Source organism: Pseudomonas sp. F007, from assembly GCF_057814275.1.
The window spans coordinates 309,216-327,960 of the sequence record NZ_JBVATA010000004.1 but is presented as its reverse complement, the minus strand read 5'-3'; the positions used below and the strand labels follow the sequence as shown (position 1 = coordinate 327,960).

The 18,745-nt window shown below is 55.1% G+C and carries 13 protein-coding genes; 10 read left to right on the top strand and 3 right to left on the bottom strand.

Features of this window, described 5'->3' with window-relative positions; genetic code table 11:
• Positions 1 to 138 precede the first annotated feature (138 nt).
• Positions 139 to 435, bottom strand: coding sequence for a hypothetical protein (locus ACZYR5_RS11630; protein ID WP_489089760.1), 297 nt, complete (start codon positions 433 to 435; stop codon positions 139 to 141).
• 254 nt (positions 436 to 689) lie between these two features.
• Positions 690 to 1,310, bottom strand: coding sequence for a TetR/AcrR family transcriptional regulator (locus ACZYR5_RS11625; protein ID WP_320402485.1), 621 nt, complete (start codon positions 1,308 to 1,310; stop codon positions 690 to 692).
• 300 nt (positions 1,311 to 1,610) lie between these two features.
• Between ACZYR5_RS11625 and ACZYR5_RS11620 the strand changes: the two genes are divergently transcribed.
• From ACZYR5_RS11620 to ACZYR5_RS11585, 8 genes are all read left to right on the top strand, one after another.
• Positions 1,611 to 3,182 carry a sulfatase-like hydrolase/transferase gene (locus tag ACZYR5_RS11620; protein ID WP_489089761.1) on the top strand — a complete coding sequence of 524 codons (1,572 nt, stop codon included), beginning with the start codon at positions 1,611 to 1,613 and terminating at the stop codon, positions 3,180 to 3,182.
• A 103-nt stretch (positions 3,183 to 3,285) separates the two neighbouring features.
• Positions 3,286 to 4,983 carry a DUF1302 domain-containing protein gene (locus ACZYR5_RS11615; protein WP_489089762.1) on the top strand — a complete coding sequence of 566 codons (1,698 nt, stop codon included), beginning with the start codon at positions 3,286 to 3,288 and terminating at the stop codon, positions 4,981 to 4,983.
• A gap of 9 nt (positions 4,984 to 4,992) precedes the next feature.
• Positions 4,993 to 6,348 carry a DUF1329 domain-containing protein gene (locus ACZYR5_RS11610; protein WP_347907557.1) on the top strand — a complete coding sequence of 452 codons (1,356 nt, stop codon included), beginning with the start codon at positions 4,993 to 4,995 and terminating at the stop codon, positions 6,346 to 6,348.
• A gap of 154 nt (positions 6,349 to 6,502) precedes the next feature.
• A complete protein-coding gene (locus ACZYR5_RS11605) occupies positions 6,503 to 7,453 on the top strand; it encodes a formylglycine-generating enzyme family protein (protein ID WP_489089763.1) in 951 nt (316 codons plus the stop codon).
• A 142-nt stretch (positions 7,454 to 7,595) separates the two neighbouring features.
• On the top strand, positions 7,596 to 9,812 hold the full coding sequence (locus ACZYR5_RS11600; RefSeq protein WP_489089764.1) for a beta-glucosidase: 2,217 nt from the start codon (positions 7,596 to 7,598) through the stop codon (positions 9,810 to 9,812).
• Positions 9,813 to 9,928: 116 nt separating this feature from the next.
• Positions 9,929 to 11,602 (top strand): sulfatase family protein, encoded by a 1,674-nt coding sequence (locus ACZYR5_RS11595; RefSeq protein ID WP_489089765.1) that lies wholly within the window; start codon positions 9,929 to 9,931, stop codon positions 11,600 to 11,602.
• Between the two features lie 297 nt (positions 11,603 to 11,899).
• On the top strand, positions 11,900 to 13,264 hold the full coding sequence (locus ACZYR5_RS11590; RefSeq protein ID WP_489089766.1) for a DUF1329 domain-containing protein: 1,365 nt from the start codon (positions 11,900 to 11,902) through the stop codon (positions 13,262 to 13,264).
• 389 nt (positions 13,265 to 13,653) lie between these two features.
• Complete coding sequence (locus tag ACZYR5_RS11585; RefSeq protein ID WP_437128398.1) at positions 13,654 to 14,544, top strand: D-hexose-6-phosphate mutarotase; 891 nt, start codon at positions 13,654 to 13,656, stop codon at positions 14,542 to 14,544.
• Positions 14,545 to 14,719: 175 nt separating this feature from the next.
• Here the strand turns inward: ACZYR5_RS11585 and ACZYR5_RS11580 are convergent, their stop codons facing one another.
• Entirely contained in the window at positions 14,720 to 15,637 is a 918-nt protein-coding gene (locus tag ACZYR5_RS11580) for a LysR family transcriptional regulator (RefSeq protein ID WP_347907548.1), read from the bottom strand.
• An 80-nt stretch (positions 15,638 to 15,717) separates the two neighbouring features.
• Here ACZYR5_RS11580 and ACZYR5_RS11575 point away from each other — a divergent pair, with 80 nt between their 5' ends.
• Positions 15,718 to 16,956: a 3-hydroxyacyl-CoA dehydrogenase gene (locus tag ACZYR5_RS11575; protein WP_489089767.1), complete on the top strand. Its 1,239-nt coding sequence runs from the start codon at positions 15,718 to 15,720 to the stop codon at positions 16,954 to 16,956.
• On the top strand, positions 16,953 to 18,728 hold the full coding sequence (locus ACZYR5_RS11570) for an acyl-CoA dehydrogenase C-terminal domain-containing protein (protein WP_489089768.1): 1,776 nt from the start codon (positions 16,953 to 16,955) through the stop codon (positions 18,726 to 18,728). The genes ACZYR5_RS11575 and ACZYR5_RS11570 overlap by 4 nt, the downstream gene beginning before the upstream one ends.
• Positions 18,729 to 18,745 lie beyond the last annotated feature (17 nt).

Genomic DNA, 18,745 nt, shown 5'->3' with positions numbered 1-18,745 from the left:
ATGTGCATCAATGTTGACGTCTAGGCCAGTGCCGTCCCCCGATTATGTGGCGCATCGATATAATCGGGGGATATCATCGAAATTAGAATGTTTACATGTGCGTCAAAGTTGACGGAACAATGAGGATAAACTCACCCATTACTTCAATTTTGCCAAGTCGTGATCAACCGCTTCGAGTTGCTTATCCTGGATGCGTCCGTCGGAAAATGGCTGAATATCCTTTAAAGTCATTCCACGAAACATACTCGCTTGCGGATGATCTGCCAGAGAGGGGAAATAGCGGTCCATCACCACACGTGTCTTGGGATTATCCAGCAGTTCGCTTATTGGCGTTGTCGTTGTGCTGTACGTGGGAGCGTTTTCGGCGAATGCCATCGACTGAAGCGAAAGTCCCATAACAAGCAACACCGCACCGGTAATTTTGGAAATACTCATGATCCTTCCCTCTTATGATTGTCTGATTGTTGAAACACAGTTGAAGTGGTAGTTACTACCACTATTGAAAAACTCTGCTGCTAACATTCGGTGGCCTGCAGCAGCCTGTAGATTGGCGCGCTTGCTCTGTCGACACTAAAAAACGAGCTCTAGCGTCGCACTGACTGTAATCACAGCTTACCTTTCGGCTTGTAAAAAATTGCCTTGGAAACGTCACGGCATGGTTACAAACGGAGCGGCACTTTGGAGTCTGTTCAGGTCCGAAAAAAGAGCCATATCACAGCATCGGCGTGGGCTTCGATGGCTTCTGGTGCCAGTGCATCGCGACCGTGGGTGTACTTCAATTCTGCCGTCAGCAGATAAGGCATCTGCACAACCGAGACGATCATGTACAGAAGCATCAAGGGATCGATATTGCCAATACCGTTCCCTTGCTGGGCATCGGTAATCATTTGCAGCGTGCTTTCATGGGCTGGTCGGATGAAGGTTTGCGCGACCCACTTCAAACGCTCGGATCCAGTGATGGATTCCTGGACCATCAGCCGCGCGTGCTCGGGATGGCGTGCGCAGTATCGAACATAGTTGCGCACGTATTCCTTGAGGTCGTCGAGATTTTTATCCCCGGAGGATAGATCGAGCGGAGGCAACTCTTCACGAAGACGTTGGAACAGGTAAGTAGCGCTTTCCTTCCAGAGCGCATCCTTGCTGCCGAAGTAGTAGCGAATCATCGCGTGATTTACTCCCGCCTGGTCAGCAATGTCCCTGAGGCTGACCGCTTCAAAGCCATGGGAGGAGAACTCTTCGAGCGCTATTTCCAGGATGTGTGCGCGAGTCTGCTCGCTTCGGTCCTGTTTTGTAACCCGAGGCACGTGCATTGCGACTTTCCTTCTGATGGTCGTTCACCTTGGCTAAGCGTTTTTACTCGCCATTCCAGATGTTGACAATGTACACGACAATCGACATATTTATCCAGTCGGATAAATTATTCTTGCAAGACAGCCATGGTTCCTTAGCGGAGCACGTGGTAGACGGCCAGGGCAGACCTGGAAAGTGACCATAACAACAAAAAAGGCGTGTTCTGTTCCGATTGCTTCAGAGCTTGAACGCTGCTGCAGGGAGCAATCAGGTGATGCATCAGTTGAGCGGCTTAGCGCCATAATTAAAAGGTTCCAGCGATGAAAGACATCACATTTCCCTCGCGTCCTGTCTCAGGTGAGCTTCTGCCATTTCGCAAAAGGTGTTGCGTGGTCGCAACATTGGGTTTCTGCGCCCTGAGTGCGGTGATGCAAGCCCAGGCTTCCCCGGCTGCGCCGAGCTCCGCGCGACAAAACATTGTCCTGTTGATTGCCGACGACATGGGCTGGGGTGATCTCTCCAGCTACGGCAACCCAGTGTTCGAAACTCCGAATATCGATCGCATGGCGCAAGAGGGCCAGCGCTGGACCGACTTCTATGTGAGTTCGCCGATCTGCTCGCCGAGCCGTGGTGCCATGCTCACGGGGCGGGTCGAAACCAGAACAGGGCTTTATGGTGTGAGCAATTCGGTGGTGGTCGAGAGTGACCCGAACAGCTTCCTGGACAAGGAGGCCACGATCGCCCAAGTGCTGAAGGGTAATGGCTATAGCACTGCCTTGTTTGGAAAGTGGCATCTGGGAGATGCCGCAGCGGCCTATCCGACCAGGGTTGGATTCGATGAATGGTGGGGAACGCCTATGTCCAACGATGCTTATTTCGTTGGCGGCGTGACTAATGAACAACTACGGAAGCGAGCAATGAGCGGTGAGCCGCTCAAGAAAATCTTTGGCGAATACCTTGCCCAGGCAACTGCGAGTTTCAGCCAGCCTAAGAGTGAGTTGTGGAATACCCCGCTCATCAGCAGCAAGCGGGTAGGGACGGGTACTGACGCTCGCTACGAAGACCAGGAACTGGAGCGTCCCATCGACCAGAAAACCTACAACCGTCGATTGACAGATCAAGTCGTCGATTACGTGGGCAAGAAACACGATCAGCCCTTTTTCGTCTGGGTCGGATACGAAAAGCCGCATTTACCGCACTTCGCCGGGCCCGAGTTCGAGGGCAAGAGCAAGGGCGGACGTATTGGGGATGCCATCGCGGAACTTGATTACAGTGTCGGTCGAGTACTCGAGGCATTGCGAAGTGGTGGAAACGACAAGGATACGCTGGTCGTGTTCGTGAGCGACAACGGCCCTTGGTTATGGTTCGAGGCACTGTCTGGCTCGGCAGGTGTTCTGCGTGAGGGCAAGAAGTCCACTTATGAAGGGGGCGTACGGGTACCGGCTTTGTTCTGGCAGCCGGGTACTATCAAGCCTTCTGTAGTGCATGGCATTGGTTCTACCTACGATCTGCTCCCCACATTCGTGGCGATGGCCGGCGCCAAGTTACCCGTCGCCGAACTCGACGGTGTTGATCTCTCCGTGACTCTCAAAGGCGGGAAGGATAGTCCGCGCCACACGATGCCTTATTACTTGGGCGGCAAGCTGATGGCCTGGCGAGACGGTGATTGGAAACTCAATATCTATGAGGCGAGTGCACATTTCGGTGGACGAAATGGAAAGCTTCCCCAACCGACCCTTTACCACTTGGGTCGCGACCCAGGTGAAAAATATGATCAGGCGGCCAATGAGCCAGCCATCGTCGAACGTCTCCTGCGTAGTGCCTCGGATTTCGAGCAGTCGGTCGCCAAGGCAGAGCCAGGTTTCGATCGGATTCTAAAAGCGTCCAAGTAATTGATTTAGTCCCTTCGAGGACTAGCAGAGCAATCAAGAGGCCACCGGGTCAGGTTCGTGCCTGAATCGCCGGAATTACAACAACAAGAAAAAAGGTTTGAATATGAATGCAATTGGATGCAGGCCGTCCTCTGGCTCCATACGAGCGATTCCAAATCGGCGAAGCGGTAATTGCCAAAATTGGGCCACAGCTGTTGTGGCGATACTTGTCGCGCTGCCGCTCTCAGTTGTACACGCTTATCAATTCAGTTCTGGGGACTGGGGGGGATCTCTCGATACAACCATTTCTTATGGCGTCAACTACCGCGCCGAGGGACAGGACAAGAAGTTGATTGCTGCCGCTAACGGCGGCACTGGAACGAACGCTAAGCGAATCAATTCCGATGATGGCGACTTAAACTTCAAGAAGGGAGAGTTATTTTCTGAAGTGGCAAAGGTCGTCTCAGAGCTAGGATTGAAGTGGCAGGATCAGTACGGACTCTTTTTGCGTGGACGTGCTTTCTACGATTTCGAATTGATGGACGACAATCGTCGGCATCGGCAAATAACAGCGGGTGGATTAGATGAAGCCGGATCCAACGTAGAGTTATTAGATGCGTTTGTGTACGGTAGCTGGATGTTCGGTGAACGTAGTCTCAATGCTCGAGTTGGGCGTCAAGTCATTAACTGGGGCGAGGGGCTGTATTATCGCAACGGTATTAATGCGAGCAATCCCCTCGACCTCAATGCGCTGCGCGCTCCAGGGTCGGAGGTAAAAGAGTCGTTGATGCCGACCTTCAAGATCTATACCTCTTATCAGTTAAGCGAAAGTCTCACCTTTGAAAGTTACTATCAGCCAGCTTGGGCTAACGATAAAACCAAGCTTGACCCCTGTGGCTCCTATTTTTCGACAACAGATGTTTTCGACGAAGGCTGTGATTATCTAGCGGTTGGCGCATTCGATAACCCCTCTGTTCCCGGCGCTTCTCCCTTTTTGTTCGTCCCGCGAGCGCCGGATATTAAAGCGGACTCGGCTGCGCAGTTTGGTGTCGCCTTGCGATGGTTTGCACCAGAGCTTAATGACACTGAGTTTGGACTGTATTACCTGCGTTTCAGCGATCAATTACCGCGGCTTGGCGCGACCGTTTCCCGCAGGTTAGGCGGCCAGCCTGTTCCTAGTACTGGGACCTACTATGCCGAGTATCTGGAAAATCGCGAGCTGTATGGCCTCAGTTTCAATACCACCATTGGGGGCGAAAACATTTTCAGTGGGCAATCGCTTTTTGGCGAGGTGAGCTATCAGCCCGATGCACCCATCAGCCTGACAACCGGCACTATTTTAGCGGCGGCGCTGCTTGATCCGGCAGGTCCCCCCTTCGGGACCAGGGTAGAGAACTACCGAAAGAAGGATATGTATCAGGCTTCGCTTGGGACTATCCGAACCGGACGTGGAGTGCTGGGTTCCAACTCGACGACTTACATCGCCGAACTGGTGGCTAACCGGGTGATGGGAATCGAAACCGATTTGGCCTACGGGGATGTTACAAGCAGCGCTTATGGAGCGACCGTCAGTGCCTCAATGACTTACAACGACGTGTTCAGGGGGATCAACGTCATTCCGTCGTTGAGCAATGCTCGAGCATTCAATGGTGTTGCGCCCACCTTAACCAACGGTCTCAGCGAGCGAGCGTGGAGTACTTCGGTAGCGGTCGACGCGAGTTACCTGGACGCGCTCTCTTTCGGTGTTCGGTATGTCGACTACACCGGCGGTGCTACTGGTGATCGTGATTACCTTTCCTTCAATGTTAAATATAGTTTTTGAGGGCCTATCATGTTCAGATTGGAATTTCTGTCTACCGGCGTGTTGATTTCCGCTTTGCTGGCATCTTCGATGGCATATGCCCAAGTAGATGCAGTTCAGGCTGCTCGACTCGGCAAGGATCTCACCCCGATAGGGGGAGAGAGGGCGGGCAATACTGAAGGAACTATCCCTGCATGGGACGGTGGTCTGGCCAAGCGTGTCGACGCGTACGATTCTGTGGTGGGCTACAAGGATCCTTTTGTCGCCGACAAGCCGTTGCTTACGATCAGCGCAGCCAATGCCGACAGGTACGCCGACAAGCTCAGTCCCGGTCAGATGGCAATGCTAAAACGCTATCCGAAAACCTGGAAATTGTTGGTGTATCCGACGCGTCGTTCGGCTTCCTATCCAGAGAGTGTGTACGAAGCGGTCAAACTCAATGCACTCAACGCCAGACTTGTGGAGGACGGCAATGGTGTTGCCGATGCCAAGAATGTCGTACCGTTTCCTATCCCGCATTCGGGGTTGGAGGTGCTCTGGAATCATCTGATGCGCTACCGGGGTGTGGGTATTAAGCGCAACTTCGCCAGCGCACAACCACAGATCAACGGCGACTATGTTATGAAAAAACTGTCGGACATTATTCTGTTCAATCAGGATGTCACCGACAACAGCAAGAGTAACGGCAACATTCTGGTGTACACGTTGCAGTCGACTCTTGCGCCGGCACGTCAGGCTGGTGAAATAACACTGGTGCATGACACCGTCAACCAAGTGAATACGCCACGCCTGGCATGGAACTATGCAGTAGGTCAGCGCCGAGTTCGGCGCGCACCGCAGATTGCGTATGACAACCCGTCGAATGACGGACTGACGACTATCGATAATAACGACATGTTCAGCGGGGCGCCTGATCGCTATGACTGGCAACTGATTGGCAAAAAGGAAATGTATGTTCCGTACAACAGTTTCCGCCTTGCTTCCAAGACGAGTAAGTACAGCGACATCATTAAACCTGGTCATGTAAATCCAGAGCTCTTGCGCTACGAGTTACACCGGGTATGGCATGTGCGTGGTGTGCTGAAGGAAGGCCAGCGGCACATTTACAAACAACGCGATCTGTTCCTTGACGAAGATACATACCAGATCGTAGTAGCCGACCACTACGACAATCGCGGCGAAATTTGGCGGGTCGCTGAAGCTAACACCATCAATTACTACGATCAGCCTTTGGTATGGGTGACGGGCGGGGCGACGTATGACCTGATTTCCGGGCGTTACAATATCGGCGGCTTGGCTAACGAGGAGGTGCCGTTTGACTTCAATGCATCTTTGTCTCCGGCGGATTTCTCGCCTGGGAAGCTGCGCCAAGATGGTGTTCGCTGAGCGACCAGGGCATGCGCCAGGCTCTGGCGAAGCCATCGACACGTGCTCATCAGGTCTGTATCTAAACGGACGAGTTCATTGAGTTCGCTCAGCGCAAAGAACCGCTGAAAAAATGGGACCTGACATTGCGTAATGAAGATAGGAGAGGCAGTACATGGTAATGCACACCAGTCCCCCGGAAGGCATGGTTTTTCTGTCCGGTGGCATTTTCAGAATGGGTTCTGATCGCTTCTATCCTGAAGAGCGACCTGTCCACAAAGTGCATGTCGATGAATTCTGGATCGATGCTACACCGGTCACCAATCGACAGTTCTCCATCTTCGTGGAGGCCACTGGATACAAGACCTTCGCCGAGCGCGCGCCGGATCCTGAGGATTATCCCGGTATGCCACTGGAGATGGCTAAAGCTGGTTCGCTGGTTTTTGTGCCGCCGAAGCCTTCCGTGAACCTGGTGAGCCCGGCGCAATGGTGGATCTTCCGTTTCGGCGCCTGGTGGCGAGAACCACTGGGTCCGGGAAGCTCGATTGAAGGACTGGAAGACCATCCGGTCGTACATATCGTCTATGTGGATGCTGAAGCTTACGCTGCCTGGGCTGGTAAAGCGTTGCCGACCGAAGCCGAATGGGAATATGCGGCTCGCGGTGGCAACGATGGATTTGACTTCGCCTGGGGTGACTGTCTCGCCCCGGATGGACGGATGCTTGCAAACTATTGGCAAGGCCGCTTCCCCGTTGAGAACCAACTGTTAGATGGTTGGGAAAGGACCTCGCCGGTAGGGACCTTCCCGGCCAACGGCTACGGTCTGTTCGACATGATCGGTAACGTATGGGAGTGGACAGCCGACTGGTTTGCATCGCCCTCGGCAGGATTGCCGCCGACTGCGCATTGTTGCGTACCAAGCAATCCGCGTGGTGGTCGGGAAGAGGACAGCTACGACCCCGATACTCCCAACCTACGCATAGGTCGCAAGGTGGTCAAAGGCGGATCGCATCTTTGCGCACCGAACTATTGCCAGCGATATCGCCCCGCCGCGCGTATTCCGCAAGCCGATGACACTTCAACTTGTCATGTTGGTTTTCGCTGTGTCTGGCGTGCGCCGTCATAGCCTGAAGCAATAGAAGAGAAAAAGGGATGGTCGCTGCGTGGCCATTTCATAAATGGTCGAACATCCCTGGATGGGGGTGACGGTCGGGTGTTCGCTTATCGAAAGCGTTCATCGCATCGATACATCAAGTATGGGAGCGTTCATGTTGAAGAAAAATAATAAGAAGACCGGCCTTGCAGTCAGTGCAAGCCTATTGCTGTCGTTCACCCAGGCTGGGCTTGCCGCTTCAGCCCAACAAGATTCGTCAGCGGATGAGCGAGCCCGTAAAACCGAGCAGAAAATGACCAATGCAGAGCGATATTCGCTCCTCTATAGCCTTATGCCTGTCCATCTTGTGTTCGGAGGGAGGGATAAGCGGGTTTCAGAACAGGTGCCGGTCGGTGCGGGCTATGTACCAGGTGTGCCGCGCTTGGGTGTCCCTGCGTTATCCATGACTGATGCCAGCTTGGGAGTTACCAACCCCCACAACTTCAGAACAGGTGACTCAGCGACGGCATTGCCGGCGGGACTCGCTTTAGGGGCGACCTTCAATCCGGAGCTCGCTAAAGTGGCAGGGGCGATGCTGGGGAGAGAGGCTCGTTCCAAAGGTTTTAATGTACTGCTCGGTGGAGGCATGAATTTGGCACGCGATCCGCGCAATGGACGAAACTTCGAATACATCTCGGAGGATCCTCTGCTCAGTGCACGTATTGCCGCCGGTGCGATCAATGGTACCCAGAGTGAAGGGGTGATCTCTATGGTCAAGCATCTCTCACTGAATGGCAACGAAACCAACAGGCATTGGCTCAATGCCGTGATCGATGCGGCTGAACATCGAGAGTCTGATCTTTTGGCTTTCCAAATGGCGATAGAACTGGCCCAGCCCGGATCGATCATGTGTGCCTACAACAAGGTAAACGGCGAGTATTCCTGTGGTAATGAACATCTGTTGAATGATGTGTTGAAAAAGAGCTGGGCGTATAAGGGCTGGGTCATGTCCGACTGGGGGGCCGTTCAGGACTGGACCTATGCACTTAAGGGGCTTGATCAGGAATCCGGGGCCCAGTTGGACAAGCTTGCCTGGGGTCAGGAGTGGTTCAACGAACCGCTTCAAGCCGCCCATGCCGAAGGCAAGCTACCGGATAAGCGTCTCTCGGATATGGTGCAAAGGATCCTTCGCTCGATTTACGCAGTGGGGGTCGACAAGCCGGTCAAAGAAACTCCTATCGATCTGGATCAGCATAACCAGATTGCACTTGAGGTGGCGAGACAGGGGATCGTTTTGCTGAAGAACGAAGCAGTATTGCCTCTTCAAAGCGAAAAGCCGATGCGTATCGCGGTAATCGGTGGCTTGGCGGACACCGGCGTTCTGTCCGGCGCTGGTTCGAGTCAAGTAATCCCGCGGGGCGGCTTTGCCACGGTCATACCTGTGGGTGGACAAGGGTTGATGGCGAACCAACGGAAACAGAGTTTCCTCCCCTCGGCGCCTAAATCGGAGCTGCAGAAGCTTATGCCGAAGGCTAGCATTACCTATGATTCAGGCGCTTTTCCCGTGGAAGCCGCCATACTCGCCAAGCAGTCGGATGTAGTCGTCTTGTTCGCAACGCGCCACGAGGCTGAAGGGTTCGATAGTCCTGATTTGTCCCTGCCTTTTGGTCAGGATGCGTTGATTGACGCCGTTGCCAGCGCCAATCCCAATACCATAGTTGTTCTGCAGACCGGCAATCCGGTGGCCATGCCATGGCACACCAAAGTTAAGGCAATTGTCGAGGCTTGGTACCCAGGGCAGGCGGGAGGGCAGGCGATCGCCGAAGTTCTAACCGGCCAGGTCAATCCATCCGGCCATCTCCCGATGACGTTTCCAGCAGATATCGGACAAACACCACGACCTGAACTTCCAGGCTTCGGTACGCCGTTCGGCACCCCGCTGACGGTCAACTATTCCGAAGGGGCCGAAGTGGGCTATCGATGGTTTGCAAAGAAGGATGAGAAACCCCTGTTCGCTTTTGGTCATGGTCTGAGCTACACCAGTTTCGCTTTCGATGATCTTAAAGTCAGTGGGGGAGAGACGATCACGGCGAGTTTCACCGTGACGAATACCGGCAAGCGTAAGGGTATCGATGTTCCACAGCTCTACCTCACCGACGCGGCAGGTGACAAACGAGTTCGTCTATTAGGTTTCGAGCGATTGGAGCTAGAGCCAGGTGAGGCTCGTCGGGTGTCGGTCAAGGCAGATCCACGTTTGCTAGCACGTTTCGATACAGCGTCTAATCAGTGGCACGTTAATGCGGGTGAATATCGTGTGGCGCTGGGCGAATCTGCGCAGGCGCTACTTTTGACGGCAACGACAGACCTGGTCGAACAGCGTTTCGTCGATTGATCCCTCCGCGGGCTCACGGCGAGTCGACTGGAGACACGAATACAAGTAGTTATCTGGGTCAGCATCGCAACCCATTCGATTGCTAATACGTTGTTACGGCGGAAGAAGGAAACAATATGAAACCGCGGAAACATTTGCTGGGAGTAGCTATCGCTGCTTTCGCGACGATGCTAAGTGTCAGCCCAATGACCTTGGCAAAGGAAACAGATAAAAAAACACCACCACGCAATATGGTCTTTATTCTGGTCGACGATTTGCGTTTTGACGGTATGGGTTTCTTGCAGCCAGGGTTGCAGACTCCCAACATCGATCAATTAGCCAAGGGAGGGGCTTATTTCCCCAATGCCGTCGTCACTTCGGCGCTTTGCTCTCCGAGCCGCGCGACGATTTTGACAGGGCAAACGGCGCGGACTCATGGAGTTATCGATAACAACAATTCATCAGAGAAAGGTCTGACCTTCTTTCCACGTTACTTACAACAAGCGGGATATCAGACGGCCTTAATCGGTAAGTGGCACATGGGGGCTGAAACCGATGAGCCGCGTCCTGGTTTCGACAAGTGGGTGAGCTTCAAGGGGCAGGGGAACTATTTTCCGACTGACTTCTTGTCACCTGCAGCGATGAAGGCTGGGGTTGTACATACGTTTAATGTCGATGGCAAGGTGGTACCTCAAAAAGGTTATATCACCGACGAACTTACTGACTATGCGATGCATTGGCTGGAGAAAGAGCGCGATACGTCAAAGCCGTTCTTTCTCTATCTTAGCCATAAAGCAGTGCATAATTTCCCGAGGCCTCCGGAGCGTTATAAGGGGCAATATAAAGATGTCGCTTTTAAACTTCCGGAGAGCGCCGCCGATACGCCGGAGAATAAGATCGGTAAACCGATGTGGGTGCAGAACCAGCGTAACAGTTGGCACGGCCTAGATTTTTTCTATCACTCGAATGTGAAGATGACGGATTACTTGAAAGATTACTATGCCACGTTATCCCCCGTGGATGATAGTGTGGGTCGGATTATGGAGTACTTAAGGAAGAATAACCTCGACAATAACACTATGGTGGTGTTCTATAGTGATAACGGTTATTTGATCGGTGATCATGGTTTGATTGACAAACGTAATGCTTATGAGGGTTCGATAAAGGTACCACTGGTGGTGTATGCGCCGGGGCTGATTCCTGCGGGAGTTACCAATCCCGTCAGAGTGCGTAACCTGGATATTGCCCCGACACTCCTGGATGTCGCTGGTGTTAAGGCGCCGCCTCAATTTGAAGGAAAAAGCGTACTGGAGGTGGCGAGTGGACGGCTGCCGGTTGGGGATTGGAAAGTCCCGGATTTTGTCTACGAGTACTACTGGGAATGGACTTATCCGATGACACCAACCACTTTTGCGATCCAGCGCGATCAAATGAAGTACATCCAGTACCAGGGTGTATGGGATATCGAGGAACTCTACGATTTGGAAAGTGATCCGCGTGAGATGCACAATCTGATCGATGAACCACGTTATCTGGAAACCAAGACTGCTCTGCGCAAGGCATTGTTCGAACAAATGGCCAATGCCGATGGCAAGCACGTAGTGCCGTTCACTGAGAGATACTCAAGAGGTGCGGTGCGGCGTCATCGTGAAGGCCCGGGTGCGGCACCGTTTCCCGATCAGTGGCTGGTTGAACCTAACCGCTTGGACCGATTCAACGACCAGCTCGCAGATACCCCGGCCAAGCTAAAGGCGGAGCAAGAGGGGCGGATTTATTTTCCAGATGCAGATGACACACGCTCGCAGCGATAGCAAGTGAGGATCCTACCGAATTCAGCTGTTGTTGATGCAGTTGAATTCGGTTGGAGCGTAGCAATTAGTATTCAATAGTGTGGTTTACCATTAGAGATAATGGAGGGGGCTAATAGATGCAATTTAGTCCCCTGGTTGCTGTGTTCGTTTAGTGCTTTGAACTCTGTTCTCATCAGTATACCGATGCGCCAGGTGCACATTTAGCAACGGCTCCGGAAGTTCGAACTGTATCTCAATGTTGTGAATCAAATCTCAAACCGTGGTGCCAGCGTCTAAACACCTGATAAGGAGCCCCTGATGATTAGTTGTACCCAACTGACTCAGGCCATTGGCCTGGGCTTGAGCCTGCTCGTCACCCAGGCGCTGGCAGCGGTGCCGGCCGATCAGATCAGCCGACTCGACAAGGACCTTACGCCCATCGGCGCCGAGCGTACCGGTAATGCCGATGGCACTATTCCGTCCTGGACCGGCGGTTTACCCAAGGATGTCAGTCGGCGCGACGCCAATGGTTTTCTTCCGGATCCCTATGCCGCCGACAAGCCACTGTTCACCATCACAGCGCAGAACGTCGAGCAGTATAAAGACAGGCTGACTCCTGGGCAGTTGGCGTTGTTCAAGCGCTACCCAAACAGCTATCGCATCCCGGTTTACCCAAGCCGCCGTTCGGTCAGCCTGCCGCAGAAGTACCTGGACAGCACCCGCCTGAACGCAGCCGATACCCACTTGGAGAACAATGGCGATGCCCTGCAGAATTATCGCAGCAGCGGATTGCCCTTCGTTATTCCGCAGAACGGTCTGGAGGTTGTCTGGAACCATATTGGTCGCTACCGTGGGCAGTCCTTCCAGCGTCTGGTGGTGCAAGCCTCGCCGCAGGTCGACGGTAGCTTTACGCCGAGCCTGATCGAGCAGCAACTGGCCTATCCGCAAGGGTTGTCCGATTACAGTCCGGGTGAGATGGCAAACATTCTCTACTTCTTTCGTCAGGAGGTCCTGTCCCCGGTGCGTTTGGCCGGCAATGTAGGATTGGTGCATGAGACGATCAACCAGGTCGAGGAACCGCGAATGGCCTGGCAGTATTACGCTGATCAACGTCGCGTACGGCGTGCCCCTCAGGTTGCCTACGACAGCCCGGGTGCCGAAGGTATGCGGACCACGGATGATTTCGACATGTTCAACGGCGCCCCTGATCGCTTCGACTGGAAGCTGGTGGGTAAAAAGGAATTGTACATTCCATACAATGCCTATCAGTTGGGCTCACCCAAGCTGCGCTATGACGACATCATTAAGCCGGGTCACTTGAACCCCGAACACACCCGTTACGAGTTGCACCGCGTCTGGCATGTAACCGCCACGCTCAAGCCGGGGCAGCGACATGTCTACTCGCGGCGCGATCTGTACATCGATGAGGACAGCTGGCAGGCCGCTGAAGCGGATGCGTATGACAGTCGTGGCAATCTGTGGCGCGTTTCCGAGGGTCATACCAGCTTCTTCTATGACCAGCAGATGCCATTGTTTAATGCTGAGACCCATTACGACGTGCAGTCCGGACGTTATGCGGTAAACGCTCTCTACAATGAACAGAAGAACGCCTACCAGTTTGATCTTGATTTCAACCGCAAGCAGTTCACGCCCAGTGCACTGCGAAGCAGCGGTATTCGCTGATTCCAAGCGTGTAGCCTACGGTGCCCATTTTGGGGCTTCAAAAGGTAGATCCTGATCTGTCTGGCGATGCGCTCAATCATCCGAAACTATCGAAACTGACGTGGAGCTGCGCGCCGTTACTGATTAAGAAAAATGATTTGCAAGTCTATGTGGTTTTGTTCAATCAGCGTCTTTTTGTCTCAAAGAAGCATGGCAAGCGTGCGGTTGTCGTTTAAAAGGCGTGATTCAGCAGTGTTATCGAGCTACTTAAATGTATGGGCGTATTGTCGATCAGCGCCAACACGTCATATCCAGTAATGCAGGTTTGGCGGCTGCTTTGGCAAGAAATTACGGGGAAAAGTCGTGCTTAATGAGCGGGTTGTATCCATTGTGAATGTGGCGGGAAGTTTATCGTGAGTCTCGCTCATCCTACAGGTCCATCGCTTGAGTGCGATTGGGAAAACGCTTTGATCCGACTACTGCGATCAAACAACCATCAACTTTTTCGCTGGACAGAGCACCAGGGGCGCGAGCTTCTTCTGATTCAGCATCCGCGTTGCGAAGCAGTGTTCAGCCGAACGGGTGGGCAGCTTTTGCATTTCCGTCCGCGTGGAGAACGGTCGCTGCTATGGTGTGCCACACGATGGCCTAAAGTTGGGGCAATTCGGGGGGGCGTACCAGTCTGTTGGCCTTGGTTTGGTCGCCACCCTGTAGAGCGTGGTTTGCCCCATCATGGTTGGGCCCGGCTCACCGACTGGCAATTAATCAAAAAACAAGCAGACAGTCAGGGGGTCCAGCTGCATTGGTGTCTGGAACTGCACGATTGGCGAGTGGAACTGAAGGCAGTATTGGGTGATGAACTCCATCTGCAACTCATCACTAGCCACCGTGACTCGGAGCCCTGTCTTCTGAGCCATGCCTTGCATGCGTACTGGCGTGTAGCGGATGTTCTGGAAGTCACCCTGGATGGCCTTGATGGTGCTCAGGTGCATGACCTGTTCACACAGGACGCGTTTACCCAGAAGGGAACCATCAGAATAGTGAATGAGCATCATCGAGCTTACCGACAAGGCGCAGTGATGCACCTCAGCGACCCGGTTTGGCAACGTCGCTTGCGTATTGATGGGGCCAGCAATATGAATACTGTAGTTTGGCATCCGGGGAGCATGCCGCTCAGTGATGTAAGTAGGGTCGAAGGAAGGGAATTCCTTTGCGTCGAGGCTGCGAGATGTTTGGAGGACAGTCTAGTGCTGGCACCAGGCCAAGAGGCCCGGCTTGAACTAAGGGCGAGAGTGGACTGAAAAAGCCCTTCCTTTAGCCGGAAAATTCGATTGTTGGAAAAGGAGCTTGGCACGTACCTGTTTGATCTACATGGCTGCCGGGCAGTCCTTGTTATTGTTTGGGCGATCCACTGCAGGGAGCACTTCGGTCCGTAGTCAATACCATAGCGGAATGCCAGCCACCGCATTGGGTGGCTCAGCCCGGTTGAATCGCCAGGACCTGCGCCTCAAGCCAGGTCAGCGCCGGGTCGTGCTGGCGATGCGTCAGGCGTACCAGCTCCAGATCAAAGGGCGGCAGCGCGAACGGCAGTTCATACAGCTTCAGGGGCAGCAGCCTGGCGAACTGCAGTGCCAGTTGCGTCGGCAACACGACACAGAGTTCGGTCGCAGCCACCAGATGCGCGGCTTGCAGATAATTGGGCGTGGTGTAGACGATCTCTCGCACGAGGTTCTGCTCCGCCAGCCATTGGTCGACCATGCCTCGGGTCTGGCCACCATGGACCCAGACGTGGCGCAATTGCAGGAAGCGCTGCAGGTCCAGGCCGTCATTCAGTCGCGGATGGTCCTGACAGACTGCGACTCGCAGTGTTTCACTGCGCCAGAGCTGGCGGGTGAAACGTGCCGGTACGTGATCGAAACGGCCCAGCACCATGTCCAGTTCGCCCCTATCCAGCGCCTCGGTGGGCAGGTTGGGAGTCAGGTGAGCAACATCAATGCGTAGGTGCGGCGCTTGAGTTTTCAGGCTCGCCAGCAAGGACGGCATGCACAATTGTTCAACGAAGTCGGTCAGGGCAATCTTCAATTGACGACGGCTGCGCTGTGGGTCGAACGCGTCATCGGTGGACAGTGTTTGCTCGATTTGTTGCAAGGCAGCGCGAATAGGCCCTTCCAGCGCTAGGGCTCGAGGGGTCGGACACATGCGCCGACCGACGCGCACAAGCAGGGGGTCGTCCAACGTATCGCGCAAGCGCGCCAAGGCGTTGCTCACCGTGGGTTGGGTCAACGCCAGGCGTTGCGCCGCGCGCGAGACATTCTGCTCACGCAGCAACATGTCGAACACGCGCAGCAGGTTCAGATCAAAGTTTGAAATATTCATGATCAGAATATATGGCATATGAAAATGAAATTTCAAAAATACTTGAAGCCTGCTTAGGGTGACGGCTGTTCATTTTTCCCAATGCAGGAGTACCGCGCGTGAGCACCCCTTTCGATATCCAGCAGGTCGCCGTGATCGGCGCAGGTACCATGGGCCGGGGCATCGTCATCAGTCTGGCGAGCGCCGGGTTGCCAGTGCTGTGGCTGGAGAGCAATACCCAGACACAAAACGCGGGCCTGGCCATGATTGAGCAAACCTGGTCGCAGCAGGTGGGTAAACACCGCATCATTCAGTTGGAGGCGGACGCCAATCTCCAGCGAGTACGCCCGGTGCAAAGTTACGCGGCGCTGGCCGAGGCGGACCTGGTGATCGAAGCGGTGTACGAAAGCCTGGAGCTCAAGCAGGAAATCTTCCGCGCGCTGGACATGCACCTCAAGCCAACGGCGATTCTGGCCAGCAACACCTCGGCGCTGGATATCGACGCCATTGCGACAGTCACCGGGCGTCCACGACAGGTGTTGGGTCTGCATTACTTCAGCCCTGCCCACATCATGAAGCTGTTGGAGATCGTTCGTGGCAAGGACACCGACAGCCAAGTGCTCGAAGTGGCTCGCAGCCTCGCCCGGCGAACCGGCAAAGTAGCGGTGGTGGCGGGCAACTGCCCCGGTTTCATCGGCAATCGCATGCTGCGCAGCTATGTGGCCGAGGCGCGAAAATTACTCCTGGAGGGCGCATTGCCCCAACAGGTGGACGAGGTGCTGCAGCAATTTGGTTTCGCCATGGGCCCGTTCCGCATGTATGACGTGGTCGGCATCGATCTGGAGTGGCGCGCGCGTCAACTGGCCGGGGAGGGCATGGACGCCCCCTTGGTGCAAGTCGACAACGCCTTGTGCGAGCTCGGGCGCTTGGGTCAGAAAACCGGTGCGGGATACTACCGCTATGCTCCCGGCAGTCGGCAGGCCGAGCATGACCCACTGGTGGACGAATTGGTGCTCAAGGTGTCTCAGGGACTGGGCTACCGCCGCCGCGAGATCGACCCATTGGAAATCCTGGATCGCTGCCTTTTGGCACTGGTCAATGAGGGCGCGAAAATCCTCGAAGAAGGCATTGCGGCCAACAGCCATGACATCGATCAGGTTTGGCTCAACGGTTATGGCTTTCCGGTTGAAAGCGGAGGACCGATGCGCTGGGCGGATGAGCAGGGCATGTACTCCCTGCTAACTCGACTGGAACGTCTGCAAGGTCTTTTCGGCGAGCATTGGCATCCCGCCCGACTGATCCCCCGATTGATGGCCAGCGGCAAACGTTTTGCCGATGTCGTGGAGGGCCGCGTATGAACTACCAGGCACCGCTGCGCGATATGCGCTTCGTATTGCATGAAATGTTCGATGTCGCCGGGCACTGCCAACACCTGGGTCTGGACCTGGACCGCGACACCCTTGACGGCATCCTGGAAGAGGCGGGGCGCTTCACCGCAGAGGTGATAGCCCCGCTCAACCGCAACAGCGACGAGCAAGGCTGCCAATTGCTCGGCACTGAAGTCAGCACGCCGGATGGCTTTCGCCAGGCCTATCGTCAATACCTCGACAACGGTTGGGCGAGCATGACCGGGCCGATGGCCTACGGGGGGCAAGGGTTGCCGCAAATGGCGTCGGCCTGTGTCCACGAGATGTTGATGGCGGCGTCATTGTCGTTTCGAATCTATTCAGGGCTGACCGAAGGCGCGGTCCTGGCGGTGCACCGCCATGGCAGCGAAGCGCTCAGGCAAACCTGGCTGGGCAAGATGGTCAGTGGCGAATGGACCGGCACCATGTGCCTTACCGAGCCTCAGGCCGGCACCGACCTGGCGTTGCTGCGCACCCGCGCGCAGCCTCACGCCGACGGCAGCTATCTCATCACCGGCAGCAAGATTTTCATCAGCGGCGGCGAGCACGACCTGACCGACAACATCATTCATCTGGTGCTGGCACGCTTGCCCGATGCCCCGGCCGGCGTGAAAGGCATCAGCCTGTTCCTGGTGCCCAAAATCCTCAGCGATGGCCGACGCAACGAGCTCAGCTGTAGCGCGCTGGAACACAAGATGGGCATCAAGGGCGCATCGACCTGCGTCATGAATTTCGACGGTGCCCAGGGCTGGCTGGTCGGTGAGCCAAACCAGGGCCTGTCCTGCATGTTCACCATGATGAACGATGCGCGATTCCAGGTCGGATTGCAGGGATTGGGGATCGCTGAAGCCGCTTTCCAGGGCGGCCTGGCGTACGCCCGTGAACGCCTGCAGTCACGCTCGCTGGCCGGTGCCGTGGCGCCGGAAAAAGTCGCCGACCCCATCATTGTCCATCCGGATGTGCGCCGCATGCTGCTGACGCAGAAATCCCTCACCGAAGGCTGCCGGATGCTGGGCACCTACATCGCACGGCAACTCGATCTCGAGCACGGTGCTCCAGATCCCGAGGACCGTCGCACAGCCATGCGCCGCGCTGCGTTACTGATCCCGATCGTCAAAGGGTTCTTCACCGATGTCGGCCAGGAGGTCGCCAGCCTGGGCGTGCAACTCTATGGCGGGCATGGCTACATCCGCGATTGGGGTATGGAACAGTTGATGCGTGACAGTCGCATCACCCAGCTCTATGAAGGTACCAACGGTATCCAGGCGCTGGACTTGGTCCGGCGCAAGCTGATGGGCGATGGCGGTGCCGAATTGCACGCGTTGGTCGATGAGCTGGCTCAGCACGTCGAAGCTGCTGGCCATCAACCCCGGCTGCAGGTAATGGCGGGTGCAGTCAGTCAGCGCCTCGAGGAATGGCGCGCATTGGGTAAGACCATCATCGAGGCCTGCCAGCGGGACCCGCAGGAAATCGGCGCGGTCTCTGTGGAGTTCCTCGCGTATTCGGCTTATGTCCTGCTGGCCGGGCTCTGGCTGCAGGCAGCGGTTCGAGCGGGTGAAACCCTGACTAACGGCACCGGTGAAAGCGCTTTCTATCAAGCCAAGCTGCAGACCGCTGACTTCTACTGGCGGCGCGTATTACCCCGTGCAAGCGCACACCGGGAAGCATTGTTGGGTGGCGCGAACTGTTTGATGGCGATGCCCGCGAGCGACTTCAGTTGCTGATTGCAGACGTATTACAA